This is a genomic window from Streptomyces sp. NPDC002896 (genome assembly GCF_040295225.1).
Lineage (GTDB): Bacteria > Actinomycetota > Actinomycetes > Streptomycetales > Streptomycetaceae > Streptomyces.
In genome coordinates, this window is record NZ_JBEOVA010000063.1 from 1 (window position 1) to 23,004 (window position 23,004).

General features: G+C 68.5%; 21 protein-coding genes and 2 pseudogenes. 14 read left to right on the top strand and 9 right to left on the bottom strand.

The genetic code is table 11. From position 1 onward, the window contains the following. On the top strand, positions 1-631 hold a 631-nt coding region (locus tag ABT009_RS45365; protein ID WP_351308645.1), incomplete at its 5' end, for a CoA transferase. 50 nt (positions 632-681) lie between these two features. On the opposite strand, the gene ABT009_RS45370 is transcribed toward ABT009_RS45365, so the two are convergent. Next, on the bottom strand, positions 682-1,740 hold the full coding sequence (locus ABT009_RS45370) for an MBL fold metallo-hydrolase (RefSeq protein WP_351308648.1): 1,059 nt from the start codon (positions 1,738-1,740) through the stop codon (positions 682-684). A gap of 222 nt (positions 1,741-1,962) precedes the next feature. Between ABT009_RS45370 and ABT009_RS45375 the strand changes: the two genes are divergently transcribed. Further along, entirely contained in the window at positions 1,963-3,507 is a 1,545-nt protein-coding gene (locus ABT009_RS45375; protein WP_502990090.1) for an MFS transporter, read from the top strand. Here the strand turns inward: ABT009_RS45375 and ABT009_RS45380 are convergent. From ABT009_RS45380 to ABT009_RS45400, 5 genes are all read right to left on the bottom strand, one after another. Beyond that, on the bottom strand, positions 3,487-4,293 hold the full coding sequence (locus tag ABT009_RS45380; protein ID WP_351308654.1) for an IclR family transcriptional regulator: 807 nt from the start codon (positions 4,291-4,293) through the stop codon (positions 3,487-3,489). The genes ABT009_RS45375 and ABT009_RS45380 overlap by 21 nt on opposite strands. 2 nt (positions 4,294-4,295) lie before the next feature. Further along, positions 4,296-5,042 (bottom strand): enoyl-CoA hydratase/isomerase family protein, encoded by a 747-nt coding sequence (locus tag ABT009_RS45385; RefSeq protein ID WP_351308657.1) that lies wholly within the window; start codon positions 5,040-5,042, stop codon positions 4,296-4,298. Further along, a complete protein-coding gene (locus ABT009_RS45390; protein WP_351308660.1) occupies positions 5,039-6,634 on the bottom strand; it encodes a class I adenylate-forming enzyme family protein in 1,596 nt (531 codons plus the stop codon). Before ABT009_RS45390 ends, ABT009_RS45385 begins: the two co-directional genes overlap by 4 nt. 92 nt (positions 6,635-6,726) lie before the next feature. Then, positions 6,727-7,899 carry an iron-containing alcohol dehydrogenase family protein gene (locus ABT009_RS45395; protein WP_351308662.1) on the bottom strand — a complete coding sequence of 391 codons (1,173 nt, stop codon included), beginning with the start codon at positions 7,897-7,899 and terminating at the stop codon, positions 6,727-6,729. A gap of 4 nt (positions 7,900-7,903) precedes the next feature. Beyond that, entirely contained in the window at positions 7,904-8,986 is a 1,083-nt protein-coding gene (locus ABT009_RS45400; RefSeq protein WP_351308665.1) for a zinc-binding dehydrogenase, read from the bottom strand. Between the two features lie 423 nt (positions 8,987-9,409). Between ABT009_RS45400 and ABT009_RS45405 the strand changes: the two genes are divergently transcribed. From ABT009_RS45405 to ABT009_RS45430, 6 genes are all read left to right on the top strand, one after another. Further along, positions 9,410-10,735: an MFS transporter gene (locus ABT009_RS45405; protein ID WP_351308668.1), complete on the top strand. Its 1,326-nt coding sequence runs from the start codon at positions 9,410-9,412 to the stop codon at positions 10,733-10,735. Positions 10,736-10,825: 90 nt separating this feature from the next. Then, entirely contained in the window at positions 10,826-11,533 is a 708-nt protein-coding gene (locus tag ABT009_RS45410) for a 2,3-bisphosphoglycerate-dependent phosphoglycerate mutase (protein ID WP_351308703.1), read from the top strand. Positions 11,534-11,553: 20 nt separating this feature from the next. Further along, the gene (locus ABT009_RS45415) at positions 11,554-12,297 is read left to right on the top strand and encodes an alpha/beta fold hydrolase (protein WP_351308671.1); all 744 of its coding nucleotides are present in this window, start codon (positions 11,554-11,556) and stop codon (positions 12,295-12,297) included. Next, positions 12,294-13,646, top strand: coding sequence for an MmgE/PrpD family protein (locus ABT009_RS45420; protein ID WP_351308674.1), 1,353 nt, complete (start codon positions 12,294-12,296; stop codon positions 13,644-13,646). Before ABT009_RS45415 ends, ABT009_RS45420 begins: the two co-directional genes overlap by 4 nt. 575 nt (positions 13,647-14,221) lie before the next feature. Beyond that, positions 14,222-15,517: an MFS transporter gene (locus ABT009_RS45425; RefSeq protein ID WP_351308677.1), complete on the top strand. Its 1,296-nt coding sequence runs from the start codon at positions 14,222-14,224 to the stop codon at positions 15,515-15,517. A gap of 160 nt (positions 15,518-15,677) precedes the next feature. Beyond that, positions 15,678-16,421, top strand: a complete 744-nt coding sequence (locus ABT009_RS45430; RefSeq protein ID WP_351308680.1) for an alpha/beta fold hydrolase — start codon at positions 15,678-15,680, stop codon at positions 16,419-16,421. A 90-nt stretch (positions 16,422-16,511) separates the two neighbouring features. Here ABT009_RS45430 and ABT009_RS45435 read toward each other — a convergent pair. Further along, positions 16,512-17,418, bottom strand: a pseudogene (locus tag ABT009_RS45435) (helix-turn-helix transcriptional regulator). Between the two features lie 135 nt (positions 17,419-17,553). On the opposite strand from ABT009_RS45435, the gene ABT009_RS45440 reads away from it, so the two are divergent. The 6 genes from ABT009_RS45440 to ABT009_RS45465 all read left to right on the top strand — a co-directional run bounded on the left by ABT009_RS45440 (position 17,554) and on the right by ABT009_RS45465 (position 22,029). Beyond that, on the top strand, positions 17,554-17,808 hold the full coding sequence (locus tag ABT009_RS45440; protein WP_351308682.1) for a hypothetical protein: 255 nt from the start codon (positions 17,554-17,556) through the stop codon (positions 17,806-17,808). A 69-nt stretch (positions 17,809-17,877) separates the two neighbouring features. Continuing rightward, the gene (locus ABT009_RS45445) at positions 17,878-18,345 is read left to right on the top strand and encodes a hypothetical protein (protein WP_351308685.1); all 468 of its coding nucleotides are present in this window, start codon (positions 17,878-17,880) and stop codon (positions 18,343-18,345) included. A gap of 213 nt (positions 18,346-18,558) precedes the next feature. After that, entirely contained in the window at positions 18,559-19,956 is a 1,398-nt protein-coding gene (locus ABT009_RS45450) for an MFS transporter (RefSeq protein ID WP_351308688.1), read from the top strand. A gap of 114 nt (positions 19,957-20,070) precedes the next feature. Continuing rightward, positions 20,071-20,517, top strand: coding sequence for an FMN-binding protein (locus tag ABT009_RS45455; RefSeq protein WP_351308691.1), 447 nt, complete (start codon positions 20,071-20,073; stop codon positions 20,515-20,517). A gap of 41 nt (positions 20,518-20,558) precedes the next feature. Continuing rightward, positions 20,559-20,930: a DUF2255 family protein gene (locus ABT009_RS45460; protein WP_351308694.1), complete on the top strand. Its 372-nt coding sequence runs from the start codon at positions 20,559-20,561 to the stop codon at positions 20,928-20,930. A gap of 58 nt (positions 20,931-20,988) precedes the next feature. Next, positions 20,989-22,029 carry a zinc-dependent alcohol dehydrogenase family protein gene (locus ABT009_RS45465; protein WP_351308697.1) on the top strand — a complete coding sequence of 347 codons (1,041 nt, stop codon included), beginning with the start codon at positions 20,989-20,991 and terminating at the stop codon, positions 22,027-22,029. A gap of 142 nt (positions 22,030-22,171) precedes the next feature. Here ABT009_RS45465 and ABT009_RS45470 read toward each other — a convergent pair whose 3' ends face one another. Continuing rightward, positions 22,172-22,624 carry a discoidin domain-containing protein gene (locus tag ABT009_RS45470; RefSeq protein ID WP_351308700.1) on the bottom strand — a complete coding sequence of 151 codons (453 nt, stop codon included), beginning with the start codon at positions 22,622-22,624 and terminating at the stop codon, positions 22,172-22,174. Between the two features lie 300 nt (positions 22,625-22,924). Continuing rightward, positions 22,925-23,004, bottom strand: a pseudogene (locus ABT009_RS45480) (transposase); the annotation flags it as partial.

Below are 23,004 nucleotides of genomic sequence, written 5' to 3' on the forward strand. Positions count from 1 at the left end.
ACACACGGGGCGCGGCCAGCACGTCGAGGTCGCCCTCCAGGACGCCGTCGTCCCGTCCCTGACCTCCAACATCGCCGGACTCCTCAGCAAGAACAGCGCCAACTTCGAACGCACCGGCAACCGCCACGGCGCCATGGCCGTCGCGCCCTACAACGCGTACCGCGTGGCCGACGGCTGGGTCACACTGCTGTGCCCCACCGAAGCTCATTGGCAGCGACTGCGCGGGGTGATGAACGACGCGCAGGCGGACGACCCGCGGTTCGCCACCATGTCCGGCCGCTGCGAGCACATGGACGACCTCGACGAGGTGGTGGGGCGCTGGACCCTCACCCGGACCAAGAAGGACCTCACTCAGCTGCTCGGCGACCTGAAGGTCCCGTGTGCGCCGGTGGTGACCCTGCCGGAACTACTTGAGGACCCCCACATCCGCGAGCGCGGGGTCCTGCGCACCGTCACCGACGAACAAGGCTCGTTCATGACCCTCGGCAGCCCGCTCTTCCTCTCCGACTCACCCATGGTCGAACCCACCCGCTCCGGCGAACTCGGCGAACACACCGACCAGGTCCTCACCGAGGAACTCGGCCTGTCCGCCGACGACATCGCAGAACTGCGCGACGCCGGAGCCATCTGAGGGGCATGGACCCGCCTCACCTGCTCCGGCTCTCGCTCCGCTCGGCTGCTTCAGGGAGCAACCACACTCCAACGTTCCGGCCGGTTTCCGCTGTGCCTGATCCGCCCGCGCTCCCCCAGCCGCATCAAGTGCGCCGAGGTCTCGGCGAGCGCCGATCGCAGGGAGCGGGGGGTGAAGGCCGAGAAGTCCCGTGCCCAGGACACCGCCTCGGCCACCTTCCACACCGTGTCGCACCCGTGCACGACGGCACGCTCGATCTCCGCGAGCCGCTCGTCGTGGTGCTGACGCAGGACGTCGAGACGACGGGACAGCCGGTCGAAGGGCCACTCGTGCCCGGGGAGCACCATCGCGGAGTCCGGGATCCGGTCCAGACGCGCCAGGGAAGCCAGGAAGTCCCGCAACGGATCCGGGTCGGATCCGGGCCGGCGCCCGACGTTCGGCGTCACCTTCGGCAGGACGTGATCACCGGTCAGCAGCAGGTTCCGCTCGCGTTCGTGGAAGCACAGGTGCCCCGCGGTATGGCCAGGGCTGTGCACAGGGATCAGGGCTCCACCCGTACCGGGGACCGGCACGCCGTCCTGGAGCTCCACGTCTGGCTCGACCGCCGGCAACACCGCGTCGAGTGCGCGCAGTTCACCGTCCAGCTCGCTGAGCAGGGGCCCCGGTACGCCACACTCCTGCAGCCAGTCCGCGATCTCCGCCCGCCGCGCACGGCGCTCCGCCGCGCCGACCCGGATCTGCGCGCGCTCACCCGGGTGAGTCCCGATCCACGCCGATGTGTGCTCCCGGATACGGCGAGCAAACCCGTAGTGGTCCGGATGGGCATGGGTGACCACGACGCCCATCACCTCGTCGAGACCAGCGCCCGCCCGTGCGAGCCCGGCGAGAAAGGCGCGCCACGCCTCATCGGAGTCCCAGCCGAGATCGACGACGACGATCCCGTCCGGATAGCGCAGCGCGTAGGAGTACGAGTACGCCAGCGGGCTGGGGAACGGGACCGCCGTTGCCCAGGCGCCGCCGGTCACCGCGAATCCCTCGATCCGCCGCGTGGGGCGCTCCTCGGGGCGGCGGTAGGCCTCGGCGATGTCATCCTGCGACGACGTTTGCATCACACCTCACAGTTCGTGATGACGAACAATGGATCGCAATTACGGGCGCACACGGTAAGTCGCGACGAGCTCACCGTCAACACCGAGCGAGGTGCAGCACCCTCCACGGAGCCGCCTCGGGTGCCCATGTACAGTTCGAGTTCGCATTACCGAACTTCATTCCATAAATACGGACCACGCGCTGCTCAGTTATGACGTCTGGCAACGGAAGGACCCCGCAGCATGACCTGGACCCACGCGAGCACACGCCAGGGCAACGCCTCTCAACACCGGGTTCTCCTACCATCGTTGATGTTCACGGCACTTTCCGTCTCAGCGATCAGCACCCTCGGTGCCCCTATGGTCCCGACCATCGCCCGTGAGCAGCATGTGTCGCTGAGTGCCGCTCAGTGGGTCCTGACCGCGACCCTGCTGGCCGGGGCGATCGCCGGGCCTGTCCTCGGCCGACTCGGGGACGGTCCGCGCCGGAAGGGGGCCGTTCAAGGAACGCTCGTCGGCGTGTTCGCCGGAAGTGTTCTGGCAGCGCTCGCCCCCGCCTTCGGCCTGCTGCTGGCGGGACGTGCGCTGCAGGGACTGGGCATGGGACTGATGCCGCTGACCATCGCCGTGGCCCGCGACCACCTCCCCGCGCCGCGGATGCGCTCGGGGATCGCGTCGCTCTCGATCACGACGTCCGTCGGCGCCGGACTCGGTTACCCCGTGACGGGCCTCATCGCTCAGCACCTCGACTACCGTGCGGGCTTCTGGTTCGCGGCCGTGCTGAGCGCTGCCGCGCTGATCGTGGCTACCCGCGTGATACCTGCGGGCTCCTCCGCTGCACAGCGCCCCCTCGATGTCACCGGGGCCGTGCTGCTCTGCTCGGGCCTGGCCGCGTTCCTCCTGGCCCTGAGCCAAGGCGAGGCCTGGGGGCCGGCATCCGGCACCACTCTGAGCTGCCTCGGCGCCGGTGTACTGCTCCTGGCCGTGTGGATCGCACAGGCCCTCCGCTCGCGGCATCCACTGGTCGACATCCGGCTGATACGCAACCGCGCGGTCCTGGCGGCCAATGCGACGGCACTGCTCGTGGGCATCGGCATGTACGCCGTACTGTCCCTGGTCAATCTCTACACACAGGTTCCCGCGGCGGCCGGATACGGGTTCCATCTCTCGCTCTCCGCCGCCGGGCTCGTCCTGATGCCCATGTCCCTGGGGAGCCTCACCGCAAACCGGGCCGCTTCAGCGCTGGTCTCCCGCATCGGGCTCTCCCGCGTGCTTCCGCTGGGTGCGCTGGTCGTCTGCGTCGACCTGGTTCTGCTCGCCCTGTGGCGCGAGCGCGTCGGCGTCCTCGTTCTCGGCACGTTCCTGCTCGGCACCGGTGTGGGGGCCGCCTATGCCGTGATGCCCATCCTCATCGTGCGGCACGTCCCTCCGTCCGAGACCGGCAGCGCGACGAGTTTCAATCAGGTACTGCGCACGGTGGGCGGCTCCGTGGGCAGCGCGGCGATCTCGGCGATCATGCTGGCCTACACACCGCCTGCCGGCGACATCCCCGACCGCACCGCCTACACCATGGCGTTCCTGGTGACCGCCGCGGCATCCTTCCTCGGTGTCGTAGCTGCGGTCGTGCTCCCACCGCGCCGGGCAGCGGTGGCCGAGCCGGGGGACGGTGTCGCGGCACGGGGACACGAGACGCAGAAGCAGCCGGCCGGGCCGCGGCGCGGCCCGGCCGAACTCCCAGTGCATCCTGGGCAGGATGACGTCAGCTGTTCAGATCGGTTCCCTGGCTGAGACCTTCTGCGCCGACCAGGAATCGACGTGCTTGAGGAGCGTCTTGCGCAGCTTCGCCTCACGGGGCCTCATCTCGGCGGCCTGACCGATGAGGATCGCCACACCGACGCTGTCGCCGGCCTGATTGCGCACGACGGCCGCGAGCGCGAGCTGAGCACCGTGGTGACGAAGGTTGGTGGCGACACGGCTCTTACTGATGTCCGCGAGCTCGGCCAGGAACTCCGAGACAAGCTCCGGGTTCTCCGCCTGCTGTCGACGCAGGTAAGCCTCCCGGTCCGCGTCCGGGCGCGCCACCAAGAGGGCTTTGCCACCCGCGGTGTTGATCAGAAGTCGCCGAATGTTGCTGCGGGCCGCGAACCCTGTGAGGGCGTCCGTGCCCGACTCGCCGATATAAATGAGGTGATCACCGGCCTCGACGCCCAGAAAGACGGTCAGGCCGGTCGCCTTGTGCAGTGCGTCAAGATCGGTTTGTGTCACCTGTCCGGCGCGGATATGGCCGCTGGCCAGGGTGAGACCGTACACGGCCGGGCCGAGATAGAAGCGGCGGTTGTCCTCGTACAGCCAGCCCTTGGCCTGCAGGCCCCGGATGAAGCCGTGTACCGAGCTCTTCGGGGCGCCCAGTGCCCGGGCGATCTCGGCGAAGCCGATGCCCGGGTGATAGACGACCTCTTCCAGGATCTGAGTCACCCGGTCGATGGTCCGGTGGCTCTTCGGGCCGTTGTCATCGGAAGCTGAAGACGTCTCTGTCACGCGGCCCAGTCTAGTAGTTTTCGACCAGGAATTCATAATTACGAACTCGTGAAGTGAGGCTGCCGCTTCTCGACGGAGGCGGCGATCCCTTCGGCGAAGTCCGCCGTTCCCAACAGCGCGGCCTGGGCATTCGCCTCGATGTCGAGAGCCGCCGAGACCTCGGCCACCATGTCGCGTCGCATCGTGGCCCGGATCGCCGGCAGTGAGAGCGGCGCGGAGGCGGCGATCTGTGTGGCGAATTCGATGGCCGCGTCGCGCGGATCGTCGGCGACCCGGTCGCACAGCCCCAGCGCGACGGCTTCCTCTCCGCTGACGGACCGCCCGGTGTAGAGCAGGTCCAGGGCGCGCTGCTGGCCGAGCGCCCTCGGGAGAGTCACGCTCAGGCCGAACCCGTGGTGAAAGCCGAGGCGGGCGAAATTGGCGGTCAGGCGGGCATCCGCGGCCGCGACACGGAAGTCCGCGGCCATGGCCAGACCTAGACCGCCGCCGACCGCGGCACCGTGCACGGCTGCCACGACGGGCTTGCGCCCGGAGAAGATCCGCAGGGCTTGCCGGTAGAACCGGCGGATCCCCGCCGCGCCGATACCGCGCAGGTCGACGCCCGCACAGAAGTGCTTGCCCTGCGCGGCCAGCACGACGCAGGAGACGTCGTCGTCATCGTCGTAGGCCAGGAGCGCGTCGGCCAGTTCGGTCAGTACCTTCTCGTCGACGAAGTTGTGTGGTGGCCGGCACAGCTCCAACAGGACGACACGATCGGCTACTTGCTCGTGCACGATGTCGCTCATGCTCCCTCTCCCGCCTTGACGGTGACAGCCGCGCGCGCCTGTGCCGCCAGCGACTTCTTGTCGATCTTGCCGGAATGGTTGGTCGGCAGCGGCTCGTGCTGCAACTGCCACCGGCTGGGGATGGCGAAGGACGCCAGCTTGGCGCGGAGTTCCTCGCGCAGCTGCTGTTCGGTCACGCCGCTCTCGACGGCGACCACGGCCATCACCTCCTCCCCCAGATCCGGATGCGGGACGCCGAACACCGCGGATTCGACCACCCCGGCAATCCCCGCGAGCGCCTCCTCCACCGCGGCCGGGGCGATGTTCTCACCGCCTCGGATGATCATGTCCTTCGCTCGTCCGGTGATCCACAGGTAGCCGGCGTCGTCGATGTGCCCGAGGTCGCCGGTGTGCAGCCATCCGTCGCTGTCGATCGGTGACTCGTCCAAGCCGAAGTACCCGACCATCTGGGTGGGGCTGCGCACCAGGATCTCGCCGTCCCCGAGGTCGGCGGATTCGAGAATCTTCAACTCGACGCACGGCAGCGGACGTCCGCTGGTCCCGGGCCGCTGCGTGGTGTCCCGGCCGGACGCCGCCGTGGCCTGGCCTCCGTTCTCGGTCAGGCCGTAGCCGGTCGGCACCCTCGGCTCGACGCCGGGCAGTCCGGCCCGCAGCTGGGCGAGGAACTCGGCGTGCACCGGTGCTCCGCCGACCGTGATCGAGCGCAGGGACGTCAGGTCGCGGCGACGGACGTCGGGGTGCTCCAGTACCCGGGCGACCATGGTCGGTACGGCGCTCCAGCGGGTGATGCCCCACTCCTCGACGAGCCGCAGCGCCTCCCCCGCGTCGAACCTGCCGGACGGCATCACCAGGGTGTCGCCGACGGTGATGGCGCGGATGAGCGTCTGGACACCGCCGATGTGGAACATCGGTCCGGTGTGCAGGCCCGCGTCCCCCGTGGACTCGTCCACCTGGTGAGGCAGCCGTCGTGTGATGTGCAGCAGCATGTGCAGTCCGGCCAGGAGCGAGCGGTGCGAGAGCAGGACCGCCTTCGGACGACCGGACGTTCCCGAGGTGAAGACGATGACCGCCGGCGCGTCCTCGTCATCCTGTCCGCTCTCGTCGGGGAGCGAGTGCCGGCGGGTACCGGTCGGTTCCTCGCATGCCCAGCGCCCCACCGGCGCGCCGGCCGGGAGATTCGCCGCGCCCCGTGCGTCGGCCAGGATCAACTTGGGACTCAACAGCGCCAGACTGTCCGCGAGTTCCGCCTTCCCCCACCAGGCGTTGGCAAGGACCGGCACCGCGCCGACGTGCACGCAGGCCCAGAAGTTGATGATCCATTCCGGGCTGTTCCAACCGAGCAGCAGGACCTGGTCTCCGCGTCCGACCCCGGATGCCTCGAGTTCGACCACCTTGGCGGCGACCGCGTTGCGCAGCCCCGTGAAAGTGACGACCTGCTCGCCTTGAGCGATGTGAGCCCTCTCGCCCCACCGATCGGCGAAGGTCAGAAGTCCGGCGATGCTGCGTGGGCGGTCCCGGTAGGTGCGAAAGGCGGTGCCCCGCACGGTCTCGACACCGATCTCTTCGCCCCATACAGATGTCGTTGGGTTCATGTGTTCCTCCATGGGCGGCAAGCGCAGTCGACGATGCGCGCCCCTTAGTTCAGTGCTGGACAATGAGTAACTGCGGGGGCCTGATGTCCCGGCTACCAGGCGTTGGACAGCAGCGAGAGGGCGTCCACCCGGTCGGGAACTCGCGGCCCACCGGTGATGGTCCAGTCGTCGAGGGCATGGTCGGCGGCCTCGACCAGGTCCGTCTGCGAGAGGCCGACGTCCCGGAGCCGGGAGGGGACGTCGAACAACTCCAACAGCCGCTGGATCTTTCCGATCACCGCGTCCGCCCTGTGGTCCCGAAGGCCGACGAGTTCGGCAAGTTGGACGATCCGGTGAGCGATCACGCCGGCGTTGAAACGGATGACGTGAGGCAGCAGGAGCGCCTCTACGACCCCGTTGGCCGCGGACGAGCGAGGGCCCACGGCGTGCGAGAGGGCCTGCGCCAGGCCGCCGCCGGTGTAGTCGCTGCCGTGGCCGCTCATCAGGGCGGCCAGCATGAGGTGCAGGCGCGGCCGGGCGCCTTCCGGGTCGGTGCGCAATTGAGGGAGCCACGTGATCACCGTGCGCAGGGCGTGCACCAACTGCGCATCGGCCAGGGGGTCGACCTGACGAGACTGCAGTCCCTCCACTGCCATCGCGAAGACGTTCAGCGCGGCCGACCGGACGAGCCGCGGTGGCGCGGTGAGCGCCATTGCCGGGTCGAACATCACGCCTTGCGCCCGGGTCTTCGGGTCGAACAGGGCCAAGCGCTCTCCGGTGCGCGGATCCCGCACCGCGCTTCCGGCCTTGGCGTACGCGGTCGTCGGGGTGCTCGGCACCACCCACTGGGGCAGTTTCGGAGCGGTCAGTCGTGGGCTGACCAGCTTGCCCTCGCTGTCACGCCTGGTGCACAGCTCGCGAATGTCCCGATCTTCGGCGAGCAGGATGGACGCAGCGCGCGCGGTAACGACCGCGGATCCGCCGCCGATGGCGATCACGGCGTCCGCGTCATGTTCCTTGAGGAACTGCCGTGCGTGCTGCACCACGGGCAGTGGGCTGTGCTCGGCAACGCCGTCGAACTGTCCCACCAAGTGCTTTCCCACGGCCCGTTGGACACGGCCGAGGGCGTCGGTGTGCTTGACGATCGAGGACCCGCACACGATCACCGCTCGCCGTGCGTGCAGTCGGTCGAGTTCACGGGGAAGGGCGGCGAGGGCGTCCTCTCCGCAGAAGGTGCGGAACGCCGGGCTCACATGTCGGAGTCCGAGGTCGGCATCCAGGCTCATCGACTCATCCCCCGAGTTCGACGACGGCGCGGCCACGGACATGGCCACCGTGCAGTGCCTCGACGGCTGTGTTCAGGTCGTCCAGCGTGAACCGGTCGGTGACCAGCGCGCTCGGGTCGAAGCGTCCGTCACGGGTCCAGTCGACGAAGGTCTCGAAGTCGCGCGCCGGGGCGCAGCTGCCGCCGACGCAACCGAGCAGGCTCTTCTCCCCGTTCAGCAGGTCCATGCTGTCCAGCGGGAAGGGCGTCCGCGGGATGCCCACGAGTACGTCTGCCCCGCCGCGGATGCCTGCACCGCGGATGCCGGGGCGTACGGCGGCGAGGCTCACCGGGATGTTCGTGCCGATGCCGGTGCAGTCGAAGGCGTAGTCCACCCCATGTGTCCCGTCATCGTGCGGGGTCAGGGCACGGATGGCAGCAATGGGGTCGGTCTTCTTGGCGTTGATCACCTCGGTCGCCCCGAACTGCTGGGCCAGCTTCAGCTTGTCGTCGTCGACATCGACGGCTATCACCGGCGTGGCGCCAAGGATGGCGGCGCCGGCGATCGCGCACAGCCCCACACCTCCGGCGCCCCAGATGGCGACGCTTTCACCCGGGCGGACCGCAGCGCTGTTCATCACGGCACCGGCCCCGGTCATCAGTGCGCAGCCTATGACCGACCCCAGATCCTGGGGCGTGCCCTCCGGGGCCTTGACGACGTACTGCTCGTCGACCACGGCGTGCGTGCCCCAGGTGAACGTGTTGTGCGTCTTCGCCACGCTCCCGTCGGCGAAGGTGACGTGAGACGGCACGGGCGGGCGACCCTCCAGTGGTGCCCGAGGTATCCAAGTGATCAGCACCCGGTCCCCTGGCGCCACGTAGTCCACCTGCTCACCCACAGCGGCCACCGCGCCGATCGACTCGTGCCCGAGCAGCATCGGTTCGGTCCGTGAGGAGTCGTAGATCCGGTCCAGCTGGCTGTGGCAGACCCCGAACGCCTGCTGCTCGACGGCGACTTCGTACGGCCCCAGCGCGCCCAGCGTGACGTCACGGATCTCGAGTCGCTGCTGTCCGGGCGGAAGGACCGCGATGCGTGCGTCAATGGTCATGACGGTTCAGCTCCTTGTTCTGTGCGGCCGCTCTGGTGCTCGACACCTCGAGTGAGTTCATATATACGATCCACGGTACGTATTTACAGTCGCGAGACTATGAACACCACCCGCCACTGTCAACGGGGAGACCTCCCACCCAGCCCCCAAAAAAGCCCCGTGCACGAGCGTTGACACACCTCGGACCGAACCTTACGGTCGATCGCAGATACGCCCTCAAGTTCGTATATCAGAACTCCCGTGGTCGATGAGGTATCCAGGCCCGCGGGATTCCCGACCGACGCTCAGCAGAGCGTGCGCGGCATCTGGCCGCACCCTGCCGACGGCTGGCCTCGCCACCGTCGGTCCCCTGACGCGGCGACGACGCCGCGTCACCGACAGGGAGATGCAATGACGCACTCGCAGGAACAGACACTCAGGCCAGTGGGAACACCGAAGGACCCCGTCACCGAATCAGCGTCCCCGCCGGGGATGGGACGAGTTGCCACTGCCAGCTTCATCGGCACCGTCATCGAGTTTTACGACTTCGGTATCTACGGGACGGCCGCCGCGCTGGTCTTCCCCGAGGTGTTCTTCCCCGCCCTGGGGCCGGCCGCGGGGGTCACCGCCTCCTTCGCCGCCCTCGGAGTCGCCTTCGTGGCGCGGCCCTTCGGCAGCCTCCTGTTCGGACACTTCGGGGATCGCCTGGGACGCAAGAAAACCCTCATCGCGACGATGCTCCTCATGGGGCTGTCCACCATCCTCGTCGGCTGTATGCCCACCGCCGATCAGATCGGCGTGGCAGCGCCCGTCCTGATCGTGATGCTGCGCGTCCTGCAGGGCCTGGCCGCGGGGGGCGAGTTCGCCGGAGCGGTCCTTTTCTCCTCCGAACACGCGCCCAAGGGCAAGCGCGGTTTCTGGGCGATGTTCCCCAACTTCGGTGGAGGTGGGGCCATCACGCTGGCCAATCTCACGTTCTTGCTCACCACGCTCTTCATGAGCGATGACACCTTCATCAGCTGGGGGTGGCGTGTCCCCTTCCTGGCCAGCTTCCTGCTCATCATCGTCGGCCTGTGGATCCGGTTGCGGATCGACGAGACCCCTGTCTTCAAGAACCAAGTCGCGCGGTCGGGCCCCTCCCGACTGCCGTTCCTCGAAGCCCTCAAGCACCAGCCGCGCCAAGTGCTGCTCGCCACCGGCACCGTGATGATCGGCTTCGCGCTCACCTACATCGGCGGTACCTACCTGGTCAGCTACGGCACGACCGTTCTCGAGCTGCCCCGCGCCTTCGTCCTGAGCATGGCGATGGTGGGCGGGATCACGATCTCCGCCGGAGTCGTGCTCGGTGCGGTCCTTTCCGACCGCATCGGCCGTCGCTGGGTGATCGTCGGCGCGGCGGGCGTCGCTGTCGTGTGGGCGCTGGCTCTGTTCCCGCTGCTCGACCTGGGCTCTCGCGGGGTCTTCGCCATCGGAGTCCCGGTGACGCTGTTCTTGTCAGGGATCGCCACCGGGCCGCAGGGGGCGTTCCTCTCCGAGCTCTTCCACACCCGGTACCGCTACACCGCGGCCGGCCTCAGCTACAGCCTGGCCGGCATGCTCGGCGGCGGTGTTCCGCCACTGATCGCGCCGTCCGTCATCGACTCCTTCGGCAGCTTCTTCTTCGGCTGCATCCTGGCCGGCGTCTGTCTCATCAGTCTGATCTGTGTGCTCGCGGTCGGCGAGACGCGCCAACTCGACCTCGATCGGGCCACGGTCGACCCCGTTGCCTGATCCCGCCACCCGGACAACGGCGGTGAGCGCAAGGAAACGTCGGCCCTCACCCCGTGGGACGACGCCCGCATGACACGACTGAAGGGTCACATGGCAGGTGCGCCCCGCAACCTGGTGCTTCTGCGCCACGGAGAGAGCGTCTGGAACGCGCTGGATTTCTTCGCCGGCTGGACCGATGTTCCCCTGTCGGCTCGGGGGCGGACTCAAGCGCGCTTGTGCGGCAAACAGTTGGCGGCAGCGGCCCTCTTGCCCGACATCGTGCACACCTCCCTGTTGTGCCGTGCCATCTCGACCGCGGACCTGGCGCTCGATGCCGCCGACCGGCATTGGATCGATGTCCGCCGCAGCTGGCGCCTCAATGAGCGCCACTACGGAGCTCTGCAGGGCAAGAGCAGAAAGCAGGTTCGCGACGAGTTCGGCGACGAGCAGTTCCTGCGCTGGCGGCGGTCCTGGGACGTGCCGCCTCCCGCCGGGCACGGCAGCATGTCGTGCCCGGAGACCGAAGCCCGCTACCGCGGACTGGGCGTTCCGATTCCGGCGGCCGAGTCCCTCAAGGACGTACACACCCGCCTGTTGCCGTACTGGGAAGCAGCCATCGTCCCCGACCTGCGGGCGAACAGAACCGTGCTGGTCGTCGCGCACGGCAACACCCTGCGGGCCCTGATCAAGCTCATCGACGGCCTCGCCGACGACGCCATCAGCGGGCTCGACATCCCGACCGGCGTTCCTCTGCACTACCGCCTCGACCACGCTCTGCGCCCCCTTACCCCCGGCGGCTCCTCTCTTTCATCCCCCTAGATCCCAGGAGGTGACCTGCGATGTCGGCAGAACCGGCCTCGGCACGTCCACCCTTTGTCCTTGTGCACGGCGGCCGACACGGCGGCTGGTGCTGGAAGCACGTGGCCACCGCTCTGCGGCAGACCGGCCACCTGGTGTACACCCCGACTCTGACGGGCCTCGGGGAGCGAGCACACCTGCTCAACCAGACGATCGGCCTGAACCATCACGTCCAGGACCTCGTCGCCACCTTCGAGTTCGAGGACATCCAGGACGCCGTGCTGGTGGCACACAGCTACGGCGGAATGGTCGTGTCCGGCGCCCTGGAGCACATCGCGGACCGGGTGCGCCGAGTCGTCTACCTCGACGCGCACCTCCCACGCTCCGGAGAGTCCGTCTTCGACATGATCGGCGCCGATCGCGCCGCGAACCACCTGGCGAACGCCAAGAACAATGGTGAGGGCTGGTTCATCCCACCGGCCGACGCCTCCTGGTACGGCGTCACCGATCCGGACGATGCCGCATGGGTCAACAGCCGCATCACGGCGCAGCCGTTGAAGACCTACCAGGACCCGGTCGGCGACACCGACCGGGCCTGGAGCCACCCGGGCATGTTCATCGAATGCGTCCCGTCCTCGCTGGAGCCGCACATCTTGAACCGCGCACGCGAGCGGCACACCACCGATCCCGCCTTCTCCTACCACGTCCTGCACGCGACACACGACGCGATGGTCACAGCACCCGACGCGGTGACGGAACTACTGCGCGCGGCGGTGGGCTCGTGAGCAGCTCGCCGACGCACGCGCTCGCGGAATACGCGGCTACCACCTCGCTCGACGCACTCCCCCGCGACGTGAGGGAACAGGCGAAGCAGGTGATACTCGACGAGATGGCCAGCGCCCACTTCGGCCGGCAGCAGCCGGCCGGTGCCCTGGCGGCCCAGTACGTCGCGACTCTGGCAGGCCCGTCGGAGTCACGGGTCCTGGGCACCGCCCTGCTTACTTCCGCGCCCCTGGCCGCTCTGGCCAACGGAACGGCGGGCCACGCGGACGAGATCGACGGCGCGCACGTCGTCGGTGGTCACCCGGGCGCGACGCTCGTCCACGCCGCGGTCGCCATGGCGGAACGGCAGGGCTCGACCGGCGGTGACCTGCTCAATGCCGTCGTCCTGGGCTACGACGTGGGCGTCCGGCTCATCGCCGCGTGCGGCGGTCTGTTCAGCGTCAAGGAACGCCACCACCTGAACTCCGACTTCCTCCATGCCCTGGCCGCCGCCGTGGCATGCAGCCGGCTCATGGGGCTGACGCCGGAGCAGTACCGCCACGCGATGGCACTGGCGACGTTCCAGGCGAACGGGCTGTGCGCCCTCTTCCGCGAACGGCAGCACCTCAGCAAGGCGTTCTGCAACGGCCAGTACGCGATGGCGGGGGTCAGCGCCGCGCTGCAGGCGGCCACCGGGTTCGAGGGGTGCGACGACATCCTGGGTGAGCGGCACGGCGTGTTCGACGCCTGGGGAGCGGACGATGCATCGGCCACCGTGACACAGGGCCTCGGCAGCGACTTCGCCGTGATGGGTGCCAACTTCAAGTTCGTACGTGCCGGGTACCCGATCCACGCGCCTGTCAAAGCAGCCCTGTCGTTGATGGCACGCCATGGCCTCACCGTTGACACCATCTCCGCGGTCGAGGTGGGAATGCCGGCCCGCGCGCTACGCGTCGTCGACAACCGCCAGATGCACAACATCTGTGCACAGGACATGCTCGCCGTGGCCCTGCTGCGCGGTGGGCTCGCGCTGAACGAGAACCCCTTCCCCGCCGTGCTCGAAGATCCCGCCTTCCCGGCGCTGCGCGCCCGCATCACCGTGGTGGTGAACCCTCTGCTGGAGGCTCAGGCACCCAATGGCCGGGGAGCAGTCGTCACGATCAGGACCCACGACGGCAGGCGCGTGAGCGAACGGGTCGATCACCCTCGGGGGCACAGTGCCCGAGGTGGGGTCAGCTGGGACGAACTGTCCGTCAAATGGCATGAGGCCAGCCCCGATCAGGACGTGGACTCCTGGGTCGCTCACGCCCGCGAACTCGAGGACTTGAAACACGTGGAGGAGATGTCGAGCCTGTTCTCCCAACAGCCTTGATCGCCTGAGCTGTACGCCGCCTCGGGTTCGAGAGGAAACATTCACGGGGCTGAGGCGGCATCGTTTCAACACCCCTCCGAGGTCGCTGCCTGGTACGCGGCCACCTCGCTCGTCCGCGTGCCCGCGCCGGCGCCGACCCGATGCACCTTCGCTCCGGGAAAAGCTCTTGCACGGGCGTTGACACGGTCCGCCCCGCCTCCCTACCTTCGATTCGCAGATACGGCCATGAGTTCATATATGCGAAATCAGAATCGTGTCGATCGATACCTCGCCCGCAGTAAGTCCGTCCGTCCGGTCGCATCCGACGATGAAGACAAGGACGCCCATGAAGGTCGGATCCCGCGGGCTTGGCGCGACGAGCTCAAGGAACGTCCTCCCGCATCCGCCATCCACTGCGGCACGCATGACGCAACCCCGCCTTCGGCCGATGCCACGGTCTCACCGGCAATCGGCCTCCTGACGCCGCGACGAAGCCGCGTCGACGAGAGGGAGATGCAATGACGCACTCACATGAACAGTCCGCTCCACCGATCGCTGGATCCGGGTCCGGCCCCGCGGAAGCAGATCCGCCCGGGATGCGACGGGTCGCGACCGCCAGCTTCATCGGCACTGTGATCGAGTTCTACGACTTCGGCATCTACGGCACAGCGGCCGCCTTGGTCTTCCCCCAGGTGTTCTTCCCCGCACTGGGCGAAGCCGCAGGCACCATCGCCTCGTTCGCGGCGCTCGGCGTCGCGTTCCTGGCCCGACCGTTCGGCAGCATCCTGTTCGGTCACTACGGCGACCGGCTGGGCCGCAAGAAGACCCTGATCGCCACCATGCTCCTCATGGGGCTGTCCACCGTGCTGGTGGGACTCATGCCCACCGCCAACCAGATCGGAGTGGTGGCACCCGCCCTGATCATCGTGCTCCGCGTCATGCAAGGGTTGGCGGCCGGCGGCGAGTTCGCCGGCGCCGTGCTCTTCTCCTCGGAACACGCACCCAAGGACAAACGCGGCTTCTGGGCGATGTTCCCGTCACTGGGCGGAGGCGGCGCAATCGTGCTCGCCAACGCCACGTTCTTCCTCACCTCCGTTCTCATGAGCGAGGAAACCTTCGTCAGTTGGGGCTGGCGGGTCCCGTTCGTCGCCAGTTTCCTGCTCGTCATCTTCGGGCTCTGGGTGCGGCTGCGCATCGCCGAGACTCCGGTGTTCAAGAACCAGAAGGCACATTCCGGCACGTCCAAGATGCCGTTCGTCGAAGCGTTCAAGCACCAACCGGTCCAGGTGCTGTTGGCGACGGGCACGGCGACCGCGTGCTTCGCCCTCACCTATATCGGCGGGACCTACCTCATCAGCTACGGCACATCGGTGCTGGACCTGCACGGCACCTACGTCCTTGGAATCGCGATGATCGGGGGCCTGGCGATCTCCGCCGGAGTCGTACTCGGCGCCGTACTCTCCGACAGGTTCGGGCGGCGCGTGGTCATGATCTGGTCCACGTGGGCGGCGGTCGTGTGGGCACTGGCGCTCTTCCCCATCCTCGACCTGGGATCGCGCACGGTCTTCGCGATCGGGTTGCCCGTCACCATGTTCCTCTCCGGGCTCGGCAGGGGACCCCAGGGAGCGTTTCTGTCCGAGCTCTTCCACACCCGCTACCGCTATACCGCGGTCGGTCTCAGCTACGCCCTGGCCGGAATGATCGGCGGCGGTGTGCCGCCTCTCGTCGCTACCTCGATCATCGGCTCGCTCGGCAGCTTCGTGTTCGGCATCGTCCTGGCCGGCACCTGTGTGGTCAGTCTGATCTGCATCCTCTTGGTCGGTGAGACCAAGCAACTCGACCTGGACCACACGACGTCGACGACACCGCGCCCTGACCGCGTTTCAGGCTGAACGCCGGCGAACCAGTGGGGTGGGCTTGTCTCATGTCAGCCGCACTCGTCCGGGGTCTCTTTCCCACTGCGGCCACCGACAAGCCCTCCCCGCATTCCGGGCAGCCCCTGTCTCCGTCCCCGTCCCCGTCCCCGTCCCCGAAATCAGAAGGTGATCTGCAATGTCGGCGCACTCGGCCTCGGCGAGTCCCCCCTTCGTGCTTCTCCACGGCGGCCGTCACGGTGGCTGGTGCTGGAAACACGTGGCCGCCGCGCTGCGGCAGAAGGGGCTGGTCGTGCACACGCCCACACTGACCGGCCTCGGCGAGCGATCACATCTACTGAATCCCGACATAGGCCTGGACGTTCATGTTCAGGACCTCGTCGCCACCTTCGAGTTCGAGGACATCGAGGACGCCATTCTCGTGGCCCACAGCTACGGCGGCATGGTCGCGTGCGGCGCGATGGAACGCATTGCCGACCGCGTCAGGAGGATCGTCTTTCTCGACGCGCACCTCCCGCGGACCGGGGAGTCGCACTGCGACATGGTCGGCCCCGCCCGCGCCGCGGAGCACATCGCGATGGCGGAACGCGGCGGCGAAGGCTGGTACATCCCGCCCTCCGACGCCTCCTGGTACGGCGTCACCGACCCGGATGACGCCGCATGGGTCAACAGCCGAACCACAGCACAGCCGTTGAAGACGTACCAGGACCCAGTGGGCTGTACAAACCGCGCCTGGAGCCACCTCGGCATGTTCATCGAATGCGTGCCGTCGTCCCTGCAGCCGCACATCCTCGAGAGGGCACGTAAACGACACGCCGAGGACCCTGCGTTCCCGTATCGCCTCCTGCACGCGACGCACGACGCCATGGTCACGGCGCCCCAAGCGGTGACCGACCTGCTCCTTGAGGCGATGAACCCATGAGTGCGTCATCAACGGCTCTCACGCTCGGGCGGTCACGAGTGCCCGGCCGCCGCACCGGTACCGGCTCGCCGACTCCTTCGTTGACGCCGGTCAGGACGATGCGTGCCGTTGCTGCTCTGTGGCCATCGCGTCCTGAACCCCTGCCGGCTGCTCTGCCGTCATGTCGAGCAGGAGCATGGCGTCGTAGTCAGGCGTCCCGGGTTCGGCGGTGTACGCCCCGAGTCGTTGGCCCGGTGTGCCTTCGAGGTGCATGCTCTGGCCGCTGAGGGTGAGGATACCGATCTGGGGGTGGTGGAACGTCTTCTGGATCTTCTTGCGGCCGACGACGTCGTAACGCTCCCAGAGCTTGGCGAAATCGGGGCTCTTGAGCAGGAGTTCGCCGACCAGGTGCGTGAGGTCGGGTGCGTCGGGATTGGTGCCGGCCTGGGCGCGCAGGCCGGCGACGCAGGTGCGGACCTGCGTCTCCCAGTCCGGGAACAGCTCACGGGCCGTGGGGTGGAGGAAGAGGTAGCAGGCGAGGTTGCGCTGCTTGGCCGGCCAGTCGGCGAGGCCCGCGTACAGGGCCAGGCCAGCGGGGTTCCAGGCGAGCAGGTCCATGCTGCGGCTGACGATGTAGGCCGGGTTTGGGCCACATGGTCTCCAGGAGCAGCTTGAGGTGCGGCCGCACCGTGCGGCTGGGCGGCGGGGGCGGCTCGGGCGCGTAGCGGGCGGCCCGGGCGGCGAGCTCGCGCAGGTGGTGGTGTTCGTCGTCGTCGAGATGCAGAGCGCGGGCGTCGACGACGCCGGGGCTCGGCCGGGTTTCCTTGCCGCGTTCGAGGCGGGTGTAGTAGTCGATGCTGACCCCGGCCAGGGTGGCCAGCTCTTCACGGCGCAGGCCGGGCGTGCGGCGTACGCCGGGGCCGGGGGTGAGGCCCGCGCTCTGGGGACTGGTCTGGGTGCGGCGGGCGCGCAGGAAGCGCCCCAGCTCGTCTCCGCCGGTGTGCCGGTCAGGTGTCATACCGCCAGTGTCACCCCCGCTGCCACCGGGGTGGAATCCGCGAGGGGGCCCTGTCATGACCCCCGTTACCCACCCCCTGAACGACCCGGCCTGCCTCTATCGCGCGCGAGGCGGCACCGTGGATGACGTCGCCGGATGACCCCCTTCAAGCAGGAGGAGCGCCCCCGTGTCCACCGCCCTCACCCCGACTGTCGCCGGAGCGGCGTCGGCCGAGTGGTCGCCACGTGGGTCGTGGCCGACGAGACAGCACTTGCCGACGGCCTGGCGACGGCACTCTTCTTCACCGAGGCGCAGCGGCTCGCGGAGACCTTCCAGTTCGCCTACGTACGCATGTACGCCGACGGGCGCGCCGAGCACTCACCGGATTTCGTCGGCGAGCCCTTCAACTGAGGACATGCCGTCCGGGTCTCACGTAGAAGCCGCGACAAAGACAAGAAGCGCAACAAGAAGAAGGAAGACATGCCACCCCTCAGCAAGAAGTTCACCACGGCGCTGGTAGGCATTTCCGTGACAACCGTGATCGTGGGCTGCACTGCCACCGGCACCGGCACGAACGGCGCGAGCTCACCGTCCGCCTCGACCGCAAGCCCCTCGCCTTCCCGCTCGTCCGCCGACCGTGGCCCGTACAAGGACGGCGAGTACAGCGTGGACGGCGAGTACGGGACCCGGGGATCAAGCATCGGAGTGTCCCTCACTCTCCGTAATGACGAAATCATCACCGTCGACGTCACACCTCACGCGACGGACGAGACCTCGCTCGGATTACAGAGGCGCTTCGCCAAGGCGGTCCCGGCCCTGGTGGTCGGCAAGGAAATCGACGACGTGGACCTTGACCGAGTGGCCGGCAACAGCCACACCCCCGACGGGTTCAACGACGCCCTCGAAAAGATCAAGGCCGAAGCCTCGGAGCGCGTCACGCGATCATGAGGTGGCCTTCCGCCTTCCCCGACACCGAGATGCTGACCGGAGTGCCTTCCAGGTGTCTGACCTGCGCGGGAGACGTGAGGGGGGACCTGTCACAGCCTGGCTGGCCACTGCCTGGCATATCTCGGCCTGGTTGGAGACGGCGCACAGCGAGAGGGTGAAGAACGTCGCCGCTCACCCCCTGCGGCACGTTCATTTCGAGTAGGAGCACTCTTCGTGTCCACCTCCCTCACCTCCCCTGCCGTCACCATCGGCCGGGTGACCCCGCAGCGCCCCGCGAGCGCCGGCTGGGCCCTCGGAGCCGCGCTGCTCGGCTTCTTCGTCATCACCCTGGACGCACAGATCGTGAACGTGGCCCTGCCCGCGATCCGGGACGGCTTCGACGGCGGCATGACCGCACTGCAGTGGGTGGTCGACGGCTACACGCTGATGTTCGCGGCGTTCCTGTTGTCGGCCGGTTCACTGACCGACCGGTTGGGAGCGCGTCGTACGTTCGGCATCGGGATGGCCCTGTTCGTGGCCGCTTCCGCGGCCTGTGGGCTTGCCCCCAACCTCGGCACGCTGGTGGTCTCCCGTCTCGTGCAGGGCGCGGGCGCCGCAGTGATCGTGCCGTCGTCGCTGACGCTCATCCGTGAGGCGTTCCCGGATGCGCGCCGTCGCGTCAAGGCGATCTCCGTCTGGGCGTTGGGCGGGTCCGTCGGCGCGGCCGCGGGACCGGTGGCGGGCGGTGTCCTGAGCCTGCTCAGCTGGCGCATGATCTTCTTCGTCAACCTGCCCGTCGGTCTCGCGGCCCTCTTCTTGCTGGCCCGCACGGCGCGGTCCCCGCGCCAGTCGCACGGCTCCTTCGACTGGGCAGGGCAGATCGCGGCTGTGGTCGCCCTGGGCGCCCTGACATACGGAGCGATCGAGACGGGCGCGGTCGGATTCACCGCCGGACGCGTTCTGGCGTCGTTCACGGTCGCGGTGATCGCAGCAGTGGTGTTCGTGACCGTCCAGGCACGGCGCGAGCACCCGATGGTGCCGCTGACGCTGCTGCGCTCGCGGACCATGGCGCTGACGGCCGGGATCGGCTTCGCCCTGAACGTCGGCTTCTACGGCATGATCTTCCTGCTCAGCCTCTACCTGCAGCAGACCCGAGGGCTGTCGGCGCTGGCCACGGGCCTCGCATTCCTGCCGATGGCCGCGCTGACCGCGTTCGTGAGCCCGAGCGCCGCCTGGTTCACCGCCCGATTCGGCGCCCGCATGCCGGTTGTCACCGGGCAGGCGGCGATGGTCCTCGGTCTGGTACTCCTGGCGTTCGTCCCGGCATCGGCGCCGACCTGGCTGTTCGTGGCCCTGATGGTCCCGGTCGGCGCGGGTGGTGGACTGGCCGTGCCGGCGCTGACCTCGCTGCTGCTCGACCACGTCCCCGCCGAGCGGGCCGGGACCGCCAGCGGTGTCCTCAACACCTCCCGGCAGGTCGGCGGTGCCCTCGCGGTGGCCGTGTTCGGCGCGACGGTAGCCGGCAGGTCCGGCTTTCTGCCCGGTATGGACGCGAGCCTGCTGATCGCCGCTGCCGCGGTACTGATCACCACCGCGGCGAGCTTCCTGCTCAAGCCCGCGTCGCGGTCATGACCTCGTAATGCGCAATCCCCCGCGTCGCACCTCGACAGAGGGGGTGCGTTGCACCCCGAATGGACGGCCCGGCAAAGGGAAATGCCTCCCGTCCCCGGTTCGAAAGAAGACACCATGAACATCAGCATCCGGAAGAAGGCATTGGCCGCGGGGGCGGCTGCCCTCCTCTCGGCGGGTCTTGCGGCCTGCTCCAGTGCCGACAACGACAGTCCGAGCACGCCGAGTTCGGCATCGGCGAATGCCACGGCCCCGTCGCCCTCCGCGAGCCGCGCTTACCGCGACGGCACCTACTCGGCCGATGGCGAGTACGGCTCGCAGAACTCCAGCATCGGTGTGTCCGTCACGCTCGACAACGGAGTGATCACCGACGTCGAGGTGACGCCGCACGCGACCAACGAGACGTCCCGCGACTACCAGGAGCGCTTCGCCGACGCGGTCCCGGACCTCGTCGAAGGCAAGTCCATCGACGCCGTCCAGCTGGACCGCGTGGCCGGCTCCAGCGGAACGCCCGACGGCTTCAACGCAGCCATCGATCAGATCAAGGACGAGGCCGCCGCGTGACCTCCACCCGGACAGCGACACACACGGAAGGAAGTTCCACCATGCCGAACTGGACTATGGACGAGCTCAAGCGCATCGCCGAGGCCACGGAACTCGACCTGGAGTCGGAGCGATCCGACCGCAGCCTCCGCGAGCCCGTCACCATGTGGGTCGTGCACGCGGGCGACGGCATCTACGTCCGCTCCGTCAAGGGCCGCACCGGCCCCTGGTTCCGCGGCGCACAGGCGCAGCACCAGGGACGCATCAGCTCCGGCGGCGTCCGCAAGGACGTCACGTTCACCGACGCCGACCCGGCCGACTGGCCGTCGGTCGACGCCGCCTACCACGCGAAGTACGACGCCTACCGGGGGATCGTCGACCGCGTACTGACCGAGCAGGCCCGCGAATCCACCCTCAAGCTCCTCCCCCGCTGACTCCGCGGCACTTGCCCGGAACCAACCCGAAACCGATCACGGAACGAAACGGAACACCATGAAGGCCACCCTGCTCTACGCCGCCGGAGACGTTCGCGTCGAGGACGTCCCCGACGCGAGGATCCAACAACCCACGGACGCCGTCGTACGCGTCGTCGCCTCCTGCGTGTGCGGCAGCGACCTCTGGCCGTACAAGAGCGCGCCGGCCACCGACCACCCCCGGCACATGGGGCACGAATTCCTCGGCACGGTCGAGGAATTGGGCTCCGATGTGACCGGCCTCGCCGTCGGGGATTTCGTCGTGGCGCCCTTCGTCTGGGCCGACGGCACCTGCGAGTACTGCCGGTCCGGTCTCCCCACGTCATGCCTGCACGGCGGCCAGTGGGGCCTCAACGGCGTCGACGGCGGACAGGGCGAGGCGGTGCGCGTGCCCTTCGCCGCCGCCAACCTCGTCAAGCTGCCCGACGGCACCGCCCCGGACTCGGCGCTCGTCCCCGACCTGCTCACCCTGTCCGACGTCCTGTGCACCGGCTACCACGCCGCCCACACCGCGGGCGTCCAGAAGGGCGAGTCCGTCGCCGTGATCGGCGACGGCGCGGTCGGCCTGTCCGGCGTGATCGCCGCGAAGCTGCTCGGTGCGGAGCAGATCATCCTGCTCGGCCGTCACACCCAACGCACCGACCTGGGACGTGAGTTCGGGGCAACCGATGTCGTCGCCGAGCGCGGCGAGGAGGGCGAGGCCCGCGTACGCGAGCTGACCGGCGGGCTCGGCGCTCATCGCGTCCTGGAGTGCGTCGGGACCGAGCAGGCCCTGACCACCGCGTACGCCGCCGTGCGGGACGGCGGGGCGATCGGTCGCGTCGGCGTACCCCAGTACGCGCTGGGCCCGATCGGAATGAACATGATCATGCGGAACATCACGCTCACCGGGGGCGTCGCCCCGGCCCGCACCTATATCGAGCAGCTGCTGCCGCACATCCTGAGCGGCGAGATCCACCCCGGCAAGGTCTTCGACCGCACAGTCGCCCTCGACGAGGTCCCCGACGCCTACCGCGCGATGAACGACCGCGAGGCGCTCAAGGTGCTCATCCAGCCCTGACCGGCACGCGGCGGCACGGCCGTGACAAGGGACACTCCGATCCCCCGTAGGAAACTGCATCGCGGTCGTGTCCCTCGCCCACGGTCAGCAAAGCCCTGCGCATGGGGTGCTCGGCGCACGACGGCACACGAGGGGTCCCGCTCTACGTCCGAGCGGGACCCCTCGGTCCGTAACCCTGGCGTCTACGGCAGCCGGATGCGGGAACTCGCATCTCTGCGATCGACCACCAGGAACCGGATGCCTTGTTGAGAGTCACTTTGACGTACCTGGCCTGCACGATGGGGAAGTTGACTGTGGTGACGGCGCCCGCGCCTTCACCGCCGGCGACCGTACGCCAGGTGCTGTTGTCGTCGGACACCTCCACTGTGAGGCCTCGGGGGTAGTCGGTGGCGCTCGTCCCGGAGTCCAGGACGAGGTGGTTGAACCACTGGCTGGAGCCGGTGTCGGCCTTGAACCACTGGCCGGCGGCCTGCGGGGCTCCGGTGCTCCAACGCGTGCCGGTGTTCCAGTCCAGTGCGTTCGCCGGTGAACTGCCGGATTCCGTGGCTGAGGCGGTGGCCGTCCAACCGGTCTGGTCCAAGGGCACGGTGGCCATACCGGGTTCACCGCCGGCGTGTTTTGAGACGGTACGCAGCCGGGCTGGGTGGCGCCGGACAGGACGTCGGGCAGCAGTTCCTCGATGTAGGCGCGGGCCGGGGAGACTACGCCGGCCAGGGTGATGTTCCGCGTGATCATGTCGCCGCCGACCGGGCCTTCCTCGTATTGCGTGACGATGCTTCTGCTCGACATGACGGCACCCGCCCGTCGAACAAGCAGGCGCCACAACAGCGTTGACGGCCCGCCGCTGACGGAACACGCGCTCCGTCAGCGGCCACGGCGACTCACTAGTGCCGCATCAAGCAACGTTCGCCCTGTCGATGACCTCGCGGAGCCGCTCGTCGGCGGCGTGCTTGTTCCGCCAGATGATGTAGCGGC

Excerpts from the sequence above, each read along its gene's own strand:
- ABT009_RS45370 (WP_351308648.1), bottom strand. The coding sequence starts at position 1,740 with ATGCAAACGTCGTCGCAGGATGACATCGCCGAGGCCTACCGCCGCCCC.
- ABT009_RS45375 (WP_502990090.1), top strand. The coding sequence starts at position 1,963 with ATGACCTGGACCCACGCGAGCACACGCCAGGGCAACGCCTCTCAACAC.
- ABT009_RS45380 (WP_351308654.1), bottom strand. The coding sequence starts at position 4,293 with ATGAATTCCTGGTCGAAAACTACTAGACTGGGCCGCGTGACAGAGACG.
- ABT009_RS45385 (WP_351308657.1), bottom strand. The coding sequence starts at position 5,042 with ATGAGCGACATCGTGCACGAGCAAGTAGCCGATCGTGTCGTCCTGTTG.
- ABT009_RS45390 (WP_351308660.1), bottom strand. The coding sequence starts at position 6,634 with ATGAACCCAACGACATCTGTATGGGGCGAAGAGATCGGTGTCGAGACC.
- ABT009_RS45395 (WP_351308662.1), bottom strand. The coding sequence starts at position 7,899 with ATGAGCCTGGATGCCGACCTCGGACTCCGACATGTGAGCCCGGCGTTC.
- ABT009_RS45400 (WP_351308665.1), bottom strand. The coding sequence starts at position 8,986 with ATGACCATTGACGCACGCATCGCGGTCCTTCCGCCCGGACAGCAGCGA.
- ABT009_RS45410 (WP_351308703.1), top strand. The coding sequence starts at position 10,826 with ATGGCAGGTGCGCCCCGCAACCTGGTGCTTCTGCGCCACGGAGAGAGC.
- ABT009_RS45415 (WP_351308671.1), top strand. The coding sequence starts at position 11,554 with ATGTCGGCAGAACCGGCCTCGGCACGTCCACCCTTTGTCCTTGTGCAC.
- ABT009_RS45425 (WP_351308677.1), top strand. The coding sequence starts at position 14,222 with ATGCGACGGGTCGCGACCGCCAGCTTCATCGGCACTGTGATCGAGTTC.
- ABT009_RS45430 (WP_351308680.1), top strand. The coding sequence starts at position 15,678 with ATGTCGGCGCACTCGGCCTCGGCGAGTCCCCCCTTCGTGCTTCTCCAC.
- ABT009_RS45440 (WP_351308682.1), top strand. The coding sequence starts at position 17,554 with ATGACCCCCTTCAAGCAGGAGGAGCGCCCCCGTGTCCACCGCCCTCAC.
- ABT009_RS45445 (WP_351308685.1), top strand. The coding sequence starts at position 17,878 with ATGCCACCCCTCAGCAAGAAGTTCACCACGGCGCTGGTAGGCATTTCC.
- ABT009_RS45455 (WP_351308691.1), top strand. The coding sequence starts at position 20,071 with ATGAACATCAGCATCCGGAAGAAGGCATTGGCCGCGGGGGCGGCTGCC.
- ABT009_RS45460 (WP_351308694.1), top strand. The coding sequence starts at position 20,559 with ATGCCGAACTGGACTATGGACGAGCTCAAGCGCATCGCCGAGGCCACG.
- ABT009_RS45465 (WP_351308697.1), top strand. The coding sequence starts at position 20,989 with ATGAAGGCCACCCTGCTCTACGCCGCCGGAGACGTTCGCGTCGAGGAC.
- ABT009_RS45470 (WP_351308700.1), bottom strand. The coding sequence starts at position 22,624 with ATGGCCACCGTGCCCTTGGACCAGACCGGTTGGACGGCCACCGCCTCA.